12 protein-coding genes are annotated in these 17,651 nt (G+C 70.5%); 5 read left to right on the plus strand and 7 right to left on the minus strand.

What is annotated here, in order from left to right; all coding sequences use genetic code 11:
- Positions 1-53: 53 nt before the first annotated feature.
- The 4 genes from IPL40_01410 to IPL40_01425 form a co-directional block, all read right to left on the minus strand.
- Positions 54-527: a PqqD family protein gene (locus IPL40_01410; protein ID MBK8479827.1), complete on the minus strand. Its 474-nt coding sequence runs from the start codon at positions 525-527 to the stop codon at positions 54-56.
- Between the two features lie 175 nt (positions 528-702).
- Entirely contained in the window at positions 703-1,353 is a 651-nt protein-coding gene (locus IPL40_01415; protein MBK8479828.1) for a hypothetical protein, read from the minus strand.
- 255 nt (positions 1,354-1,608) lie between these two features.
- Positions 1,609-7,959: a hypothetical protein gene (locus IPL40_01420; GenBank protein MBK8479829.1), complete on the minus strand. Its 6,351-nt coding sequence runs from the start codon at positions 7,957-7,959 to the stop codon at positions 1,609-1,611.
- Positions 7,960-8,256: 297 nt separating this feature from the next.
- Complete coding sequence (locus tag IPL40_01425; protein ID MBK8479830.1) at positions 8,257-9,567, minus strand: hypothetical protein; 1,311 nt, start codon at positions 9,565-9,567, stop codon at positions 8,257-8,259.
- A gap of 135 nt (positions 9,568-9,702) precedes the next feature.
- Between IPL40_01425 and IPL40_01430 the strand changes: the two genes are divergently transcribed.
- Together IPL40_01430 and IPL40_01435 are read left to right on the plus strand one after the other, a co-directional pair.
- Positions 9,703-11,049 carry an FAD-binding oxidoreductase gene (locus IPL40_01430; GenBank protein MBK8479831.1) on the plus strand — a complete coding sequence of 449 codons (1,347 nt, stop codon included), beginning with the start codon at positions 9,703-9,705 and terminating at the stop codon, positions 11,047-11,049.
- Complete coding sequence (locus IPL40_01435; GenBank protein ID MBK8479832.1) at positions 11,046-11,801, plus strand: SDR family NAD(P)-dependent oxidoreductase; 756 nt, start codon at positions 11,046-11,048, stop codon at positions 11,799-11,801. Before IPL40_01430 ends, IPL40_01435 begins: the two co-directional genes overlap by 4 nt.
- 39 nt (positions 11,802-11,840) lie before the next feature.
- On the opposite strand, the gene IPL40_01440 is transcribed toward IPL40_01435, so the two are convergent.
- Positions 11,841-12,929, minus strand: a complete 1,089-nt coding sequence (locus IPL40_01440) for a UDP-N-acetylmuramate dehydrogenase (protein MBK8479833.1) — start codon at positions 12,927-12,929, stop codon at positions 11,841-11,843.
- A gap of 153 nt (positions 12,930-13,082) precedes the next feature.
- On the opposite strand from IPL40_01440, the gene IPL40_01445 reads away from it, so the two are divergent.
- Both IPL40_01445 and IPL40_01450 read left to right on the plus strand, forming a co-directional pair.
- On the plus strand, positions 13,083-13,655 hold the full coding sequence (locus IPL40_01445; GenBank protein MBK8479834.1) for a thioredoxin family protein: 573 nt from the start codon (positions 13,083-13,085) through the stop codon (positions 13,653-13,655).
- Positions 13,656-13,704: 49 nt separating this feature from the next.
- The gene (locus tag IPL40_01450; GenBank protein ID MBK8479835.1) at positions 13,705-14,271 is read left to right on the plus strand and encodes a CoA pyrophosphatase; all 567 of its coding nucleotides are present in this window, start codon (positions 13,705-13,707) and stop codon (positions 14,269-14,271) included.
- Here IPL40_01450 and ggt read toward each other — a convergent pair.
- Together ggt and IPL40_01460 are read right to left on the minus strand one after the other, a co-directional pair.
- Complete coding sequence (gene ggt / locus IPL40_01455; GenBank protein MBK8479836.1) at positions 14,268-16,079, minus strand: gamma-glutamyltransferase; 1,812 nt, start codon at positions 16,077-16,079, stop codon at positions 14,268-14,270. The genes IPL40_01450 and ggt overlap by 4 nt on opposite strands.
- Before the next feature lie 5 nt (positions 16,080-16,084).
- Complete coding sequence (locus tag IPL40_01460; GenBank protein MBK8479837.1) at positions 16,085-16,897, minus strand: methyltransferase domain-containing protein; 813 nt, start codon at positions 16,895-16,897, stop codon at positions 16,085-16,087.
- Positions 16,898-16,986: 89 nt separating this feature from the next.
- Here IPL40_01460 and IPL40_01465 point away from each other — a divergent pair, with 89 nt between their 5' ends.
- A complete protein-coding gene (locus IPL40_01465; GenBank protein MBK8479838.1) occupies positions 16,987-17,646 on the plus strand; it encodes an HAD family hydrolase in 660 nt (219 codons plus the stop codon).
- Positions 17,647-17,651 lie beyond the last annotated feature (5 nt).

Raw genomic sequence — 17,651 nt, forward strand, 5'->3', positions numbered from 1 at the left:
GCCGAAGCGCCAGAAGCTCTGCTTGCAGACGCTAGGAGCTGCCCGCCGAAGGGCTAGGAGCTGCCCGCCGAAGGGCTAGCCGTGCAGCCGGGAGAAATCTCGCCGAAGGGGTCCTTCGCGCAGGCGGCGTAGACCCCGGAGTCCTCGAGCTGCTCCTCCCAGGCGATACCGGGCAGTGCTGCGGGAAAGCCGGAGTCGCCAGGGACTCGCTGGGCGGCTGGGATGGACTGCGCTCCGACGACCTGGAGCAGCTCGCGTTGCAGCAGGGCCTTGGCTATGCGCGCGATCTCGTCGTTCAAGGACGCCACCGGCTGCTGCAGCCGCTCCGCCACGGTGGCGATGCTAGCGGCGACCTCACCTTCGGAGGCGATCGACTCCCAAAGCGCCGAGGCGGTGGGGTTGAGACCGACGAGGGTCCGCCGCGGCACGTCGAGGACCACGACCTCATCGCCGACGCGTTGCCAGGCGACGGAAGGTGCGTGGCACAGCCGAGTTCCCTCGGCGGCCGTGTTCGCTTCCTTGCTCATGCTGATCCACCCCCGCGCGTTACATGTACATGGCACACCGCTCGGTAGCAGCGCGCCTGGGACCGTACCCGCGCCCCATTCCTCTTGCAAATCACCGCCACAGAGTGCGTCAGTTTACAGGACACTAGCCTGGCGGCAAGCCGTTTGTTGGGGGGACGCTCGCGGGTGGGCCGGCCTAGAGCGTCGCTGTCGACTCGAGCTGGAAGGTCTTGACGACATCGGGTGTGCCAGCGGTCCTGTCGAGGTAGACCTCGACACGCCAGGTGCCGGTCATCCCGTGTTGCGTGATCCAGGTGCCGCCGACGGGCAGGTAGTCCCAGACCACGCGCTGGCCGGTCGGATTGGTTGGCGCGAGCTGCACGGTTCCCGTGTGCGGGAGATCGGCGGTCGGCGCGAAGGGTTTGTCCGCATGCGCGGGGTCAGTCGAAAAGGCCACGAGCTTCTGGTAGTAGAGCGAACCATCCGGCGAGTAGTACTTGCGCAGCTCGATGTGATCGCCGCTGACGCCCTTCCATAGCCCATAGACGTGCAGCTCGCGCACGCTGTCGATGCCGTAGCGCGTCGTACTGCACTCTGCCGCGCTGCACAGCTTCTGTGTCCCCGAAAAAACGACCGCGTTGGGAATGGCTGGCGTCGCCGGCTGGCCAACCGTCGTGGGGTCGCTTGCGGCGGCGGGATTGGTGCCGGCCGGTGCCGAGATCTGCGTCGTGTCTTGGGGATCCGCTGTCGAGCCGCCCGGTGGCGACGTGGCCTCATTCGAGCAGCCGAAGCCAAGCGCGGCTGTCAGCGCTAGGATTCGTCCGAAACCGACTGCTGTGGCGCGCATGGCACTCTCCTTCCGCCAGTTCTCAGGCGCTCCGAGCTGCTCGCGGAGCGCAGGGTGGCCGTTTGCTTGTTCTTTTACTGTTATCATCAGTACAAAGGCGGGTCAATCTATAATTCCCTGCCCGTCGTTTCCTGCGACACCAGCAGCCTCACCGATCGCCTCCCCATCGCTCCTTCTCGGGCCGCAGTGACGCTCCGCAAGCGCCACCGCTGCGGCGAGCGCGAGACCCGCGGGAGAACACACCTGGAACAGGCGCTAGGGCGCAAGGTTGTACCTGAAGAGGGTGCCGGTGCTGGTGCCGACGTAGAGCATCAGGGCGCGGGTGTCGTAGGTGGGGCTGCCGACGGCGGCGCTGCCGCTGCCGACGGTCTGGGTGCTGAGCAGGGCGCCGGTGGTCAGGCTGAGCTCGCGCAGCTTGCCGTCGCTGGCGCCGACGAAGAGGCTGTCGCGCTCGGGGATGGCCAAGGGCAGGCTCGCGCCGGGGATTGGGCTGGCGGTCTTCCAGACCAGCGAGCCGTCGGCGTTGAGCAGGCGCAGGTGGCCGTCTGCCGTGGCGAAGAGCAGGCGGCCGAGGTGGCTGCCGCTCCAGAGCACGACCACGCCAGAGGCGATGGCGCTGTCGGCCGCGCAGGCGGTGCCGAGCGCGTCGGTGGCGGTGCAGAAGGCCTGCTCGCTGCCGCCGAAGGCCGTGCAGCCGCTGCCGCCGGTGCTCCAGCAGCTCACGCCGTCTGCCGTACGGACGCGGTGCAGGCGACCGGCGTTGGTGCCGACGTAGAGGCTGGTGCGCGTGGCCTCGGCGAAGGACGGCGAGGCGTCGCTGTCGCCGAGGTTACGGCTCCAGCTCACCGTCCCCGGCGTCGCATCCCCCGCATCGACGGCCCAGAGGGTGCTGCCGCCGCTGAGGCTCGTGCTCGTCACGAAGAGCTTGCGGGCCGTCGCGTCGTGAATCGGGCTGCCGCTGATCTGGCCCACATTGAGGGCGCCGGTGGCGCCGGCGCAGCTCCCGTTGAGCACCCAGCGACACACGCCCGTCTTGGCGTCGAAGGCGAAGACGCGGTTCTGCGCGCCGCTGAGGTTGCGCGTGGCGAAGAACGCCAGGTTGCGCGAGGGCGAGACGACTGGGGCCGCGACCAGCGCCGCGCCCAGCGGCTGATCGCCGGCGAGGCCGCTGTCGCCGTCGGTCGTCCAGCGCAGCGCGCCCGTGTCGGCGTTGACCGCGTAGCCGAGGCCCGAGGCCGTTGCGGCGTAGAGCGTGTTGAAGCTGTCGCCCGGTAGCTTGCCCACCGGGCTGCGGCCCTGCATCGCATCTGCCAGCCGCGCCGGGCTGTAGCGCGGCACGCGCTCGGTGGGGCTGAGCGCGTAGAGCCAGCCGCTGTTATTGCCGGCGAAGGCCACGCGCTTGCTCATCACCGTGTTCGGCAACACCGTCGGCGGCGCCAGGCTCGCGACCTCGGTGTCGTAGAGGATCGACGGCTCCCAGGGCGGGATGCGCCGCACCACGGCGCCGTTGGCGCCCACGGCCACGCCCATCGTCCAATCCGCCGGCAGCGTCAGCGCCAGCAGCGTCTCGCTGGTGCCTGAGCTCTCCTGCGTCCACGTAGCGCCGCCATCGGTCGTGCGCAGCACCAGGCCCCCTTCGCCCACCGCCGTACCCTGCAGCGCGCCCAGTGGGAAGGAGAGCGCATGCAGCGCGCCGTGCAAGCCGCTGGTCAGCGTGCTCCAGCTCGTGCCGCCGTTGGTGGTCTTGACGATGGTGCCGTTGTCGCCAGCGGCGAAGCCTGTCTGCGGGCCGATGAAGGCCAGCGCCCGGAGCGTCGCCGGTGTGCCCGAGGTCAGCGCGCTCCAGCTCGTGCCAGCGTTGGTGGTCTTGAGCAGCACGCCGCTGTCGCCAGCGGCGAAGCCCGTCTGCGCGTCGACGAAGGCCAGCGCGTGCAGCGCCGCCGGTGTGCCCGAGCTGAGCGCACTCCAGCTCGCGCCGCCATTCGTCGTCTTGAGCAGCACGCCGCCATCGCCCGCCGCGAAGCCCGTCTGCCCATCGAGCAGGGCCAGGGCCCGCAGCGTCGCCGTCGTGCCCGAGCTCTGCGCCGTCCACGCCAGGCCGCCGTTGGTGGTCTTGAGCAGCACGCCGCTTTCGCCGGCCGCGAGCCCCGTCTGCGTGTCGACGAAGGCCAGCGCCCGCAGCGTCGCCGCCGTCCCCGCGCTCAGTGCCGTCCAGCTCGCCCCGCCGTCGCTGCTCTTGAGCAGCGTGCCGATGGTGCCCGCGGCGAAGCCCACGGTCGTGTTCAAGGGGAAGGTCACCGCGTGCAGGCTCGCGCTGATGGCGGCAAAAGGCGCGCCCCAGGCCGTGCCCGCGCAGGCTCCGCAGTCGGTCGGGCAGGAGCCACAGCTCTCGCCCGCATCGCAGCTCGCGTTGCCGCAGGCCGGCGCCGCGCACGCGCCGCAGTCCTCGGCGCAGCTCGTGCAGGTCTCCCCCGGCTCGCAGCCATGCTTGCCGCAGGTCGTGTAGCAACTGCCGCAGTCCCCCGGGCAGAGCGCGCAGGTCTCGTCCGCCTCGCAGCGCGCGTTGCCGCATTGGCTCGGCGTGCACGCGCCCCCTGGTACGCAGTCCGCAGGGCACGTCGTCGCATCCTCGAGCACGCCGTCGCAAACGCAGTCGCCGCAGGTCGTGGCGCAGTCAGCCGGACAGCTGCTGTCGCGGGACTCCGCGAAGGAGCACAGACCGTCGCCGCAGGGGGTGAGCTGAGCCGGCGAACGCGAGTAGAGGCCAACCGAAGGCACGCCGAGCTGGCCATAGTCATTCATTCCCCAACACCAGAGGCTTGCGTCCGCAAGGCGCGCGCAGCTGTGGTACCAACCCGCCGAGATGCGACTTGGGGTGGTTGGCAATGACGCAACGAGCACGGGGCTGAAGCGTGTCGCCGTCGTGGTGTCCCCCAGGTAGCCGGCGGAGGTGTTCTGCCCCCAGCACCAAAGACTTCCGTCGGTGCGCCGTGCGCAGGCGAAGCGTGCTCCTGCTGAAACATCGGCGACGGCGGTGCCGAGAGCCGTGACTCGCACCGGGGTCGAGCTACAGTCGTGGGGGGGCGCCCCGATGTACTGGTAACAGGACTGGCCGTGTGGGGCCGTGCCGTCGCCGAGCTGCCCGTACATGTTATCGCCCCAACACCAGAGGCTGCCGTCGGTGCGCCGCGCGCAGCTATGGTCGGAGCCGACGGAGACCTGGGCAACGGTGGTGCCAAGGGTCGTCACGGCCACGGGGCTACGTCGGTCGGTCGTCGTGCCATCGCCAAGCTGGCCAAAATAGTTGTAGCCCCAACACCAGAGGCTGCCGTCGGTGCGCCGCGCGCAGCTGGAGCTCCCGCCCAGATCGAACTGAGCCACGGTGGTGCCGAGTGCGGTGACCGGCACGGGAACGCGTTGGACTGCGATCGTCGTACCATCGCCGACCTGACCCTTGCTGTTAACGCCCCAGCAATAGAGGCTGCCGTTGGCAAGTCGCGCACAGCCGTGGCGTTCACCGGCCGAGGCGTCGACGACCGTGGTGCCGAGCGTCGTGATGCTGACCGGCAGCGGCCGGTTGATGACACTGCCATCACCCAGCTCCGAACCCTCGTTTCGACCCCAGCACCACAGACCGCCATCGCTGCGCCACGCGCAGGTGAAGCGATAGCCCAAGGCGAGGCCAATGACCGTGGTTCCCATCGCTGTGATGGCAACGGGGGTGGAGCGGTTGATGGTCGTGCCGTCGCCGAGGCGACCACCACCGTTCTCGCCCCAACAGTACAAGGGGCCGCTCTCCAGGCGCGCGCAGCTGTGCATTCCACCCGCTGCGACGTCAGCGTAGCGCTGATTGCCGCAATCCCTGGGGCAGGTGAAGGTATCCTCGCTGGCCCCACAGCGCCCATCACCGCAGCTCTCCTGTCGGCAATCCGCGGGGCAGCTCCTCGCGGTCTCGCTCCGGCTGCAGACGCCGTCGCCACAATCGCAGCGCAAGGCCAAGGCGCGCACCGGCAAGGTCGCGGTGGTCGCGGTGCCGTCGCCGAGCTGACCGTAGTAGTTATTGCCCCAGCACTTCAGGCCGCCGTCGGTCAGGCGCGCACAGCCGCCTGTGGCATTGACCTTCAAGTCCGCAACGGTCGTCCCCAGCGCCGTGATCTGAACGGCGCTCGAGCGGCCGACGATCGTGCCGTCCCCAAGTTGGCCCTTGGCGTTGTCACCCCAGCACCAGGCGCTGTCGTCGGCGCGTCTCGCGCAGCTGAAGGCCTCTCCGGCGGTCACGTCCACGGCCGTGGTCCCGAGCGCTGTTACGCGGATGAAGTTGGGGCCAAGGACGTCTCCCCAGCCGATCTGTCCCTTGTCATTCCGCCCCCAGCAATAGAGCCGTCCATCGGTTTGGATGACACAGAGATGAAAGTGCCCGATGGCGACGCGAGCGACTGCGGTACCCATGCTCGTGACTTGAACGGGACTCAGTCGATTGACGGTTGATCCATCACCAAGCTCGGCGTAGCCGTTGTAGCCCCAACACCAAAGCGTCCCGTTGCTGCGTCGTGCGCAGGTATTCCACCTGCCCGCGACGACCTCGGCGACCCCGGTGCTTAGGGCGGTGACACGCACAGGCAGCAGTCGATTGACGGTGGTGCCGTCGCCGAGCTGGCCATATTGGTTGTCACCCCAGCACCAGACGGTCCCATCGCCGCGTCGGACGCAGGTATGGTAACCGGCATCCGTCGCCACCTGCTCGACGGGCGTGGCAGTGCCCAGCGCCGTCACTAAGACAGGACCGGAGGTCGAGAGGGTCGTGCCGTCGCCAAGCTGGGCACTGTAGTTGTTTCCCCAACACAGCACGCGCCCGTCGTTGCGTCGCGCGCAAGTGTGCGAGTCCCCCGTCGCAACGTCGAGCACCCCGGTGAGTGGTGGGCCGCCGACGCTCTGCCACACAGGCTGTGCCAAGGAAATGGTGCCGCCCGCATGTCCGAGCTGGCCCGCGCTGCTGTTGCCCCAACACCATACTGTCGTGTCACTCTTGACGGCGCAGGTGTGCCCGCCGCCCTGTGCAAAGCGGCCGATGCAGCAGCTCTTGCCGGGCTCGCAGGTGGCGAAGGTGGGGCAGCGGCGGGGGGTGGTATCGCCGAGGTTGAGGCCCATGCGGGTCTGCAGCGGGCCCGCGCCGATGTCGAAGACCTGGCAGCTCCCCGCCTGCTGGGTGGGCAGCACGGGTAGGCCCCAGTCGCGCGCCCAGGTGCAGCCGTCCTGATACCAGCCCGCCACGCTGAGGTTGAGCAACATCCCCTGCTCGACGGCGCCGGTGGAGGCCAGGTCGGGGTAGCTGTGGTAGCCGGCCTCGCATTGGTTGAGCTCGCTGCTGTCGAAGCTCAGGCCGCCGGTGACGTTGGCGCGGTTGTAGGGGCTGACCGTGACGCCGGTGCGGTTGGTCGCCGTCTTCAGCGCCAGCGCCGCCAGGTAGTCCGGCTCCTTGCTCGCGCCGCCCGCATGCGTCTCGCGCGGGTTGAGGCCCCAGGCCGCATCGAGCGCGTAGCCGATCTGCCGCCCCGCGGCGATCGGCTCGGGAATCGAGCCGATGTGATGCTCGCGAAACTGCCAGTGGCGGTTCCAGACGTTGCCGCCCCAGCTCAGCTCCGAGACGTAGATCGGGCGCGCCGAGAGGGTACCGTCGCGCACCGCATACCCCGAGACGCCGGCGGCGAGCATCCCCTTGCCACAGCGATAGACGGCCTTGCCCTGCGCCTCGTCCCAGCTCTGCAGGCAGAGGTAGCGGAAGTAGGTGCTGAAGGTCTCGGGGTTGGCGGTCGCTTCGGGGCCGTTGGTGGGGTGGAGGAAGAAGGGCCGATAGGCGCGGTCGGCGCAGGCTAGGCCGATGCCGGAGAGCACCTCGTAGGTCACGCTCTGGTCGACGCCGCCGCCGGGGTTGAAGCTGCCGTCGCCGTCGAGATCTTCGTCGATGGCCACCGTCACCGCCGGGCACGCCCCCGGCTGCCCCAGCGCGATCCCCGTATCGCAGTCCTCGCCGCCGTCGACCACGCCGTTGCCGCAGGTTGCGGGCACCGGATTGGCGCAGGCCTCGCGCACCAGCTCGACCTGCTCCTTTAGCACCAACCAGCGCGGCAAGGTGACGTACGCTGCGAGGTCGTCGGCGGGGTCGGGCGTCCCCTGGTCGAAGACCTGCGGCAGCCGCGTCGCCGGACAGAGTAGCTCGGTCTGCGCGAGGGTGTAGCGCCCGAAGTCGGCCAGCGTCGTCGAGGGAATGCGCAGCTCGCCCGCATCCAACGCGGCCCCGGTCAGCACGCTGTTGGTCGAGTTCATGGAGTTCATCGCGTTGAGCGCGTTCATGGCGTTCATGGCGTTCATCGAGTTCATCGCGTTCATGGCGTTCATCGCGTTGAGCGCGTTCATGGCGTTCATGGCGTTCATGGCGTTCATCGCGTTGAGCGCGTTCATGGCGTTCATCGCGTTCATCGCGTTCATGCTGTTGGTTGCGTTCGTCGCCGCCCGCGCGGCCACCCCGATCGCTGCGGGCGTGGCCTCATCGCTTGAACTGCAGCCCAGGCTCGCCGCCACGATCGCGAGCAGCATTCGGCTGAGCACGCGCGCAAAACGATCGCTGTATAAGGTACGCATAAGTACACCTCTACTTAGCGACATTATACCCACGAAGAATAAGTAGCAAGATTTAGTGTAGTTAAGCTCTCAGAACGAGATGAGCAGTGGAGCGCTGCTGGCCTTGCGCTCGCCTCCGGGCGACCGAGCGAGGTGCGGAGCCGCGGACGAGGTCGAGACGGCAAGAGGGGGCGCTTGGGCTGCTCTCGGGCGGTCGCCCAGAGGCGGCGTCCGGGACGACTGGTGGCAGCGCCCTGGCGCCAGGCGCTGGCGACCAAGCGGCTGCTAGGACCGGGGCGCGGGGGGATTGGGCAGGAAGACGAGGTGTCGTAGGGATTGGATGGCGTCGCGGGCTCCGGACGAGGTGATCAGGTCATCGAAGGCGGCGCTCAGGTCGAGCAGGGGCGTGACCGTGTCCTCGGCCAAGTCGTAGCGATAGAGCTGGCTGTTCGTGAAGAAGAGCAAATCGTCATGGCCGGGGATCTGCGCCGCGCCCTGAAGCCCCGCCGGCACATCGCCGCCGCCGCCCGGATCGGGCGGCAACAGGGCGAGCGCGACGCAGTTCGCGGCCGAGATGTCGGGGGTGGGGCAGCGTACGAGCGTGCGCAACTGGTTCCCGTAGCGCCGCTGCGGAAAGAGGTAGAGCGACCCGTTGGTGTGCAGCACGATGCTGTAGATCGGGGTCGTGGCCGCGCCCGCGAAGGCCACAGGGTCGAAGCGGTGCGCCAGGGTGAAGTCCTGGCCAGCGCCGCTGAGATGCACCACCGTGCCGGCCGTGTCGTCGGAGGCGCCGTAGTCGGTCAGATAGAGATCGCTCGCGGTACCCGCGCAGGACGACAGGGAGCCGCCCTCTGAGGTGGTCGTGCGGTAGAGGGGCTTGGCGAGGCGGAAGGTCGAGCCCCCGACCTCGACGAAGAGGCCGACGGCATTCCCGGCGGTCCAGCCGCCGAACTCGCCGGCGATCAGGCCGCTGGCTACCGAGCACAGGCCGTGGAGGTTCGCGAGGCGGTCCTCGGGGGCCAACGCTGGGGCGCTGTCGACGTTCGCCTGCTCCAGCGGACGCAGGGGATCGAGGCCGAGGACCTCGAGACGCGCTGCGGCGCCCGAGCCGACCAAGAGCGTGCCACGCCAAAGCGCCAGGCTCCGGGCCGAGCTATCGCCGATGCCGTCCAGCCGCAACGCGGCGCCCGCCTTGCGGACGCTGGTCGTGGCGGGTGCACTGGGGTCCAGCTCCAGCAGCTCGAGGAAGCTGGCGGCCTGGCCCTGCACGAGGATGGCGAAACGCAAGCGCGTCGACCGAGCCGCCCCGTCGGCGTCGCTGCCCGGGGCGGCATCCTTGCTGGCGCCGCCTCGCGCGTCGCCAGCGAGCGCCAGGTCGCCTGAGAGCGGCCCGAGATCGCGATCGGCGGCGCGTCGCGGGTCGAAGCCAACGCGCGCGCAGCCGGGGAGCCACGCCGCGACCAGGCAGGCGAGCAGCCACCCGGGCGGTCCCTGCCTCAGGACCGTCGCTATGCCAGGGTCCGGACGCGACCCGAAGCCAGCGCGCGCGGGGTCTGCCGAGCGCGTCGGCGTCGCTGCGTTGCCGGTCGACCGCATGCCCTCAAGTATGCGCCCTTCGCGCGCCTCGCTACAGTCGCCAATGTGGGTGCCCCCTGGCGACCTCCACCGGCGCCCGATTGACCCGATCATTCTCGGCGGTGCAGACTCGCTCTCCATGGTGGGACGCGCACGATGCTGAGGTGGGGGAAGCGCAGCGCTGAGGGGCCACGCTTGGCCGGCTGGGGTCGGCTCAGCGTGCCCGGACGCGAGCGCCGCTCCGAAGCGCTAGAGCCGCTGACCGAGGGCGCGGTGCTGACGCGCGGCCTCGGACGGTCCTACGGGGATGCTTCGCTGCCGCCACCCTCGGTGCTGGAGGTGGCGGCCACGCCGCTCGCCGATCGCATCCTCGCCTTCGATGAGACGACAGGCGCGCTGCGCGCGGAGGCGGGGCTCTCGCTGGCGGCCATCAATCAGCTCTTTCTCCCCCGTCGCTGGTGCTCCCCGACCTTGCCCGGCACGCAGTTCATCACCCTCGGCGGGATGGTCGCGGCCGATGTCCACGACAAGAGTCATCACTGCGCCGGCAGCTTTGGTCGCCACGTCAAGGGGCTGCGCCTGCGTGTCGGCGACGGGCGCATCGTCGATTGCTCAGCGAGCGCGCACGAGGACCTCTTCTGGGCCACCGTCGGCGGCATGGGTCTGACCGGTCACATCCTCGAGGTCGAGCTCACGCTGCAGCGCATCCCCTCGCCGTGGATCTGGCAGGAGAGCGAGCGCGTGCCGAACATCGATGCCTACCTCGACGCGCTCGAGTCGGCGGCCCGCACGTGGCCCTACACTGTCGGTTGGATCGACTGCCTCTCGCGCGGTCGCAAGCTGGGCCGCGGGGTGCTGCTCTGCGGGCGCTGGGCGGAGGCGCATGAGGCTCCACCCTTCGCTCCCGCGGCCAAGCACAAGCTGACGGTCCCCTTCGAGCTGCCGAGCTGGGCGCTGAGCGGCCCGACCGTCAGGGCCTTCAACGAGGTCTATTACGGGTCGCACCAGCCGCGGCAGCGTCAGCGGATCGTCCATCCCGAGAGCTTCTTCCATCCGCTCGACGCGATCCTCCACTGGAACCGCATCTACGGCGCGCGCGGCTTCACGCAGTACCAATGCCTGCTGCCGAGGAGCGCTGGTCGTGGCGCAGCGCGGCGCTTCCTCGAGCTGTTGACGGCGCGCGGCGGCGCGTCCTTCCTCTGCGTGATCAAGGATTGCGGAGAGCAGGGGCAGGGGCTGCTCTCCTTTCCGATGCCGGGCGTCTCGATCGCGCTCGATCTCGCTGTTCGTGACGATACGCAGCAGCTCGTCGACGCGCTCAATGAGCTGGTGATCGCCGAGGGCGGGCGCATCTACCTGGCGAAGGACGCCTTCACCCGCGCGGAGCACTTTCGCGCGATGGAGCCGCGGCTCGAGGGCTGGCAGGCTGTGCGGCGGCGCTGGGATCCGGAAGGCCGCCTGCGCAGCGCGCTTTCCGTGCGGCTCTTCGGAGACCCGCCATGAGCCAGAAGGTCGTCTTCCTCGGTGCGACGCGCGGCATGGGTCGCGCCCTGGCGCGCTTGCTGGCTGCGCGCGGGGACGTGCTGTGCTTGCTCGGGCGCCAGGCAGACGACCTGGCCCGCAGCGCGGCCGACCTCGAGGCCTATGGCGAGTCCTACGGCGCGCGCGCCGTCGCCGGCACCGCGCTCTGTGATTTAGAGCAACCGGCGACCTTTGCGCCGGCCCTCGAGGCGGCCGAGCGGTTGCTGTCACGACCTGACCTGGTGGTGGTGAGCGCGGGTGTCTTCGCCCCGCAGGACGCGCTCGAGGACGACCCCGCGCTGGCGGCGCGCCTCTTGGCGGTGGACTTTACCAACACCGTGCTCTTCTGCGAGGAGGCGCGCAAGCGGCTGCTCGCGCAGGGTGGCGGCACGCTCTGTGTCTTCAGCTCCGTAGCGGGCGACCGCGGCCGCAAGCCCGTGGCGATCTATGGCGCAGCCAAGGCAGGCCTCTCGCACTACCTCGAGAGCCTCGACCACAAGTACCGCGCCGCGGGATTGCGCACGATCTGCGTCAAGCCCGGGTTCGTACGCACCGGGATGACCGCCGGCCTCAAGGAACCCCCCTTCGCGGGCGACCCGCAGGACGTCGCCCGGCGCGTGCTGCGCGCGATCGATCGCGGCGAGCCGGTGGTTTATGCGCCCGCGGCCTGGCGCGCGGTGATGGCGGTGATTCGGGCCCTGCCGCGGCAGGTGATGCGCCGCGTCGACTTCTGACCGCGTCGCCTGCGCTCCGTCACTGCGGCGCCGAGGCGCTCAGCGCGGCAGGGGATCGTCGCCGAAGCCGATCAGCATGGGCTCAGGCTCGAGCCAGACGCCGAAGCGGGCGTGGACGCCCCGGCGAATCTCCGTCGCCAGCGCGAGTACGGCGCGCGCGCTGCCGCCGCCACGGTGGACGACCGCCAACGCGTGCTTGCGCGAGATACCGACGCTGGCGTCACCGAAGCCCTTGCCGAAGCCGGCCTGCTCGATCAGCCAGGCGGCGGCGAGCTTGATCGTGCCGTCGGCGAGGCGTTGGTAGGGTAGGGTCGAGGCCTCCCCGCCGCCGCCGTCGCGGGCGGCGCGTCGAAGCAGGGCCTCCGCCTCCTCCGCCGCAAGCTGCGGATTGAGGAAGAACGAGCCCGCGCTGCGCGTCTCGGGATCCTGCGCGTCCAGCACCATTCCCTTGCTGCGGCGCAGGGTGAGCACGGCGTCGTGAATCCGCTGCGCTGAGGCTGCCGTGGCGCTCGAGGCAGCGATCAGCGCGCGCAGCTCCGGATGGGCCGGGAGTGGGGCCGGGCGCCGGCTGAGCCGAAAGCCCGCGCCGAGGATCACGTAGCGTTCGCGCGCCGCCTGCTTGAAGACGCTGCGCCGATAGCTCAGGCCACAGGCGCTGGCCGGCAGCTCCTCGAGGCGGTCGGCGACCGCGTCGTAGACCCGCACGCGCGTCAGGCAATCGGACACCTGTTGACCATAGGCGCCGACGTTCTGAATCGGCGTCGCGCCGACCCAGCCAGGAATGCCCGCCAGGCATTCGAGACCCCCGAGACCCTCGGCCACACAGGCGGCGACGAAGGCGCTCCAGGGCTCACCCGCCGCCGCCCAGACCTCGACGCTCTCGGCGCCGTCGTCGCGCCGCGTGATGCCGCGCAGGAGCGGCTGCAGCACGCAGCCGGCGAAGCCCTCGTCGGCGATCAGCACATTGCTACCGCCGCCGAGGACGACCCAGGGGGTCGCGGCGCGGCGCAGCGCGCGCACTGCGCCGACAACTTCGTGCTCGTGCTCGAGCTCGAGCACGCGGCGCGCGGGACCGCCCAGCCCGAGGGTCGTGCGCACTGCCAGAGGCTCGTTCAGAAGCTCGCGCATCGGGACTCACTGCCGGCGGCACGCTAACACGGCGACCCGAGGTTGACGCGGGCCTCCGCCGCGCCTCGGCCCGGCGCGGGTCAGCGGCGCCGCGACACCCCTGGCGCCACGCCCCCCGCGTGGTAGCTTGGGCGCTCACTCTAGGAGAGAATCATGGCCGCCACGCCCTCAACGATGCTCGCGCTGGGTACACTCGCCCCCGACTTCAGCCTGCCCGATCCCGACGGGCGCGTCGTCTCGCGCGACGCGTTCGCGTCGGCCCCGGCGCTGCTGGTGATGTTCATCTGCAACCACTGTCCCTTCGTCAAGCACGTACGCGAGGAGCTGGCGCGTCTCGGGCGCGACTACGCCGCGCGTGGTGTGGCCCTGGTGGCGATCAACGCTAACGACGCCGAGGCCTATCCGGACGATAGTCCGGCGGCGATGAAGCTCGAGGCCGCGGCGGCCGGGTACGCGTTCCCCTATCTCGTCGACCGGACGCAGGCGGTGGCGCAGGCCTATCGGGCCGCCTGCACCCCCGACTTCTTCCTCTTCGATGGCGAGCGACGCCTGGTCTATCGCGGCCAGCTCGACGATAGCCGTCCGAGCAACGGGCTGCCGGTGACGGGTCGCGACCTGCGGGCGGCGCTCGACGCGCTGCTGGGCGGGCGTCCCATCGGCGCCGATCAGCGGCCAAGCATCGGCTGCAACATCAAGTGGCGGCCGGGCAACGCGCCGCAACCCTGAACGCGCAATGGCGACCGTCGGCGCTGGGATCGCGCACCTGAGGGAGATGATGGCAGGGCATCGGCCCGCGGTCCTCCCTGGAGCGGCCGCAGCGCGGGCGGCGGTAGCCCTCGTCCTGCGGCCCGCGCGTGGCGACGACTGCGAGCTCTTGCTGATCCATCGGGCCGAGCACCCGGCCGATCCCTGGTCGGGGCAGATGGCGCTGCCCGGTGGTCGTGTCGACCCCGAGGACGCCTTGGCGCGGGACGCTGCCGAACGCGAGGTGCGCGAGGAGGTCGACCTCGACCTGCGACGCGCGGGTCGCCTGCTCGGGGTGTTGGATGAGGTCGAGGCCACGGCGCGCGGACGGCGCCTGCCGCTGGTGATCACGCCCTTTGTCTTCGAGCTGACCGAGCCGGTCGATCCGCGGCCCAACCACGAGGTTCAGGCGCTCTATTGGGTTGGCCTCGCGTCGCTGCGGGATCCGGCGTCCGCGACGACGATGCGCGTCGCCTATGACGGGCTCGAGCACGCGCTTCCCGGCATCCGCGTCGGCGAGCAGGTGGTTTGGGGTCTCACCTATCGAGTGCTGCGGCGCTTCTTCTCCCTGCTCGACCCGTCTCGGCTCGGCCCCTAATACGCGGCTGGCGCCCCGAATTTGCGCGGGTCTGAGGCACCGAGCCGGTTTGCGCCCTCGACAGTGACGAGCTGCACCGCGGTGTAGGGATCCGGTGGCCGGCGAATCAGGCGCAGGCGATGACCGCGCTGCTTGAGGTCCTCGAGCACGTCGCTGGTGATCGCGGGCTCATAGCTGAGCTGATTGGGGAGCCACTGATGATGCAACCGCGGGCGACTGACGGCCTCGCCGGGCGGCAGCTCGAAGGCCAGCACGTTGAGCAGCACCTGCAGCGTCGCGCTGAGGATCGTCGGACCGCCTGAACCGCCGAGGACTGCGTAGACCTGCCCGTCGCGCGTCACGATCGTCGGGGCCATGCTGGAGAGCGGACGCTTGCCCGGGGCGATCGCGTTGGTCTCGCTCTGCACCAGACCAAAGGCGTTGGCCTCGCCCGGTCGTGCGGCAAAATCGTCCATCGTGTTGTTGAGCACGATGTCCGAGCGCGCGCCGACGACGAAGGCGCCAAAGCTCGTGTTGATGCTCGTGGTCAGTGCGACCGCCATGCCCTCGGCATCGACGACGCTGAGGTGGCTCGTGCCGCCTCGGCCACCGCTCGGTGCGCGCGGGGCTTCGCCGGTCAGCCCATAGCTCGCGCCGAGCACGACGTGGTAGCCGATGCGCTGGTTGAGCTGATCGGCCGACGCCTTCGAGAGCAGGCGGTCGACCGGCACGGCGACGAAGTCGCTGTCGCCGAGCAGGCGCGCGCGATCGGCGAAGGTGTGCTTCAGCGTCTCGGCGAGCAGGTGCAAGTAGGCCGCGGAGTTATGACCGAGGCCACGCAGGTCGCGCTGCTGCAGCACGTTGAGCGCCCCGAGGATCACCGTGCCGCCCGAGGAGGGCGGCGGAAAGCCGAAGACCGTGAAGCGGCCGAAGCGGGTGCTCAATACCTTGCGCCAGACCGGGCGGTAGCCTGCGAGATCGGCGGCGGCGAGCTGGCCGCCCGCGCGTCGCACGCTGGCGACGAGGTCGCGCGCGATCCACCCGCGGTAGAACACGCGCGGTCCTTGGCGGGCGATCGCCTCGAGGGTGGTGGCGAGGCGGGGCCGGCGGAGCCGCTGGCCGGCGCGCAGGGGCACGCCGTCGGGGAGGTAGGTGCGGCCCAGGGCCTTGCTGCGCCGCAGGCCCCGCTGCTCGTGCTGAAGCAGCAGCGCCAGATAGGGGCCGACCTCGAAACCGCGGCGCGCCAGGCGAATAGCGGGCCGCAGGACGCGCCGCAGGCCGAGGCGGCCGAAGCGCGCGAGCGCCGTGGCGCAGCCCTGGACCTCGCCGGGTACGGCGACGGCGAGCCCGCCGACGGCGCTGGCCTCCGCATCGACCCCGGCGCGCGAAAACATCTCGCGCGTGGCGGCGCCTGGCGCGGTTTCGCGGAAGTCGAGCGCGAGCGGCGCCTCGCTGCCCGCCGGGCGCAGGAGCAGCAGCCCGCCGCCGCCAAGGCCGCTGCCCGCGGGGTTGACGATGCCGAGCGCGAACATCGCGGCGCAGGCCGCGTCGATGGCGTTGCCGCCGGCGCGCAGCACCTCGAGCCCGGCGGCGGAGGCGAGCGGGTGGTCGGTCGCGACGACGCCGTGGGTGCCCGCCACGACTGCTGCTGTGCTCGGCCGCGTGGCCTCGGTGGCGGCGCGCTCCGTCCGCGCGAGCGCGTGGCCGCCGTCGACAACCCAGGCGCTGAGCGCCAGCAGCAGGCCGAGGCCGCGACCTTTGCCCGTCGCCGGCGCAGCGCGCCGTGGCTGGCGCAGGGGGGGGGTCGTGGTGTCATCAGGGGTGCGCATGAGGCTCATTGCTTTCCGCTACAGACGAAGGTCGGCACCAGGTGAGCGCTGAAGCCAACTCGCTGCGGCATGCCGAGGTAGAGGACGCGGCGCACGGCCGCATGGCAGGCAGCTACGGTGCTGTCCGTCGGCTCGAGGCCGGCCGCGCGTGCCGCTTGGTCGCCGAGACGGAGCAGCCGGTCGCAGTAGGCGCGGGCGCTCTCGCGGCGTGACGTGCCGATTGCGTGCAGGCGCACGCCAATCGCCGCGAAGCCAAAGGTGTGCAGCAGCGCCGGCAGGCGCGGACCGAGCGCGACATCGGCGGGTTGGCGAGCCACGGCCGCCGCGCGATGCAGGTGCAGCATCGCCTCGTCGACCTCGGGCAGGGGTCCGTCGAAGTAGAAGCGCTGGCCGAGATTGTCGGGCTCCACGGCCACCAGTGAGCCCTCGCCGCGCAAGACGCGCCGCGCCTCGCGCAGCAGGGCGTGCGGGTCCCTGCAGTGCTGCAGCGTCATCACGCTCAGCACCACATCCACCGTCCTGGGGCCGAGCGGCAGGGTCGAGTCGGCCGCGTGCAGCAGGCTGCAGCGCGGGGCGTAGCGCGTGCCCGCCAGGCCTGTCGTGGCCTCGCGCAGCGCCCGCCGATCGCTGTCGACACCGAGGTAGCGCGCTTGCGGGAGCTGCGGCAGCAGCACGTGGGCCGCGCGCGCTGCCGCGCAGCGGTAGTCCAGCAGCACGCGGGTCGCGGCGGGAATGGTGCGCAGCAGGGCGTGTGTCAGCCCCTCATCCCACCAGCCCGGCTCGCTGTCGCCGCTCAAGATCTGCGGTAGCGCTGCCACGCGCCGAACCTAGCACAGCGTCCTGGCCACCGACCACGCGCCCGCGGCAGCCTCCTGCTAGAATGGCGACCCAGCCGGGGGAGGCCGTTTTGCGCGTCGGAGCGTTCTTTGATCTCGATGGCACGTTGCTCAGCGTCAACAGCGGCGCGCTGTGGATTCGTCGCGAGCGGCGCCTCGGGCGCCTCAGCCTGCTGCGCTATCTGGAGGGCGTAGCCTACCTGATCGCCTACCGCCTCAATGCGATCGACATGGAGCTGGCGATGCGGCGCGCGCTGGGCACCGTCAAGGGCGAACAGGAAGAGACGCTCCGCGGCTGGACCCGCGATTGGTACCAATCCGAGGTCGTGCCGCATGCGGCGCCCGGCGGGCTGGGCGTGATCGATCAGCATCGCGCCGCTGGCCACGTCCTCGTCCTGCTGACGATGACCTCCCCCTATGAGGCGGAGCTCGCGGCCGAGCACTTCCGGCTCGACGCCTGGCTGAGCACGATCTACGAGGTCCAGGCCGGGCGGCTGACCGGTGAGGCCGTGCCCCCGCTCTGCTACGGGCCGGGCAAGGTCGAGCGCGCCGAGCGCTTCGCGGCCGAGCATGGGGTCGATCTCGCGAGCAGCTACTTCTATAGCGACAGTGCCAGCGATATCCCGATGCTGACGCGTGTTGGTCACCCGCACGCGGTCAATCCCGATGCGCGTCTGCGCTGGCATGCGCGGCGCCGCGGCTGGCCGGTCCTCGACTGGCGCGGCGCCTGAGTCGA

The sequence above is a fragment of the Pseudomonadota bacterium genome (genome assembly GCA_016711215.1).
Taxonomy (GTDB): Bacteria; Myxococcota_A; Polyangia.

Bases quoted from the DNA above. Each gene is read 5' to 3' on its own strand.
- IPL40_01410 (MBK8479827.1), bottom strand. From the start codon at position 527: ATGAGCAAGGAAGCGAACACGGCCGCCGAGGGAACTCGGCTGTGCCAC.
- IPL40_01415 (MBK8479828.1), bottom strand. From the start codon at position 1,353: ATGCGCGCCACAGCAGTCGGTTTCGGACGAATCCTAGCGCTGACAGCC.
- IPL40_01425 (MBK8479830.1), bottom strand. From the start codon at position 9,567: ATGCGGTCGACCGGCAACGCAGCGACGCCGACGCGCTCGGCAGACCCC.
- IPL40_01430 (MBK8479831.1), top strand. From the start codon at position 9,703: ATGCTGAGGTGGGGGAAGCGCAGCGCTGAGGGGCCACGCTTGGCCGGC.
- IPL40_01435 (MBK8479832.1), top strand. From the start codon at position 11,046: ATGAGCCAGAAGGTCGTCTTCCTCGGTGCGACGCGCGGCATGGGTCGC.
- IPL40_01440 (MBK8479833.1), bottom strand. From the start codon at position 12,929: ATGCGCGAGCTTCTGAACGAGCCTCTGGCAGTGCGCACGACCCTCGGG.
- IPL40_01445 (MBK8479834.1), top strand. From the start codon at position 13,083: ATGGCCGCCACGCCCTCAACGATGCTCGCGCTGGGTACACTCGCCCCC.
- IPL40_01450 (MBK8479835.1), top strand. From the start codon at position 13,705: ATGGCAGGGCATCGGCCCGCGGTCCTCCCTGGAGCGGCCGCAGCGCGG.
- ggt (MBK8479836.1), bottom strand. From the start codon at position 16,079: ATGCGCACCCCTGATGACACCACGACCCCCCCCCTGCGCCAGCCACGG.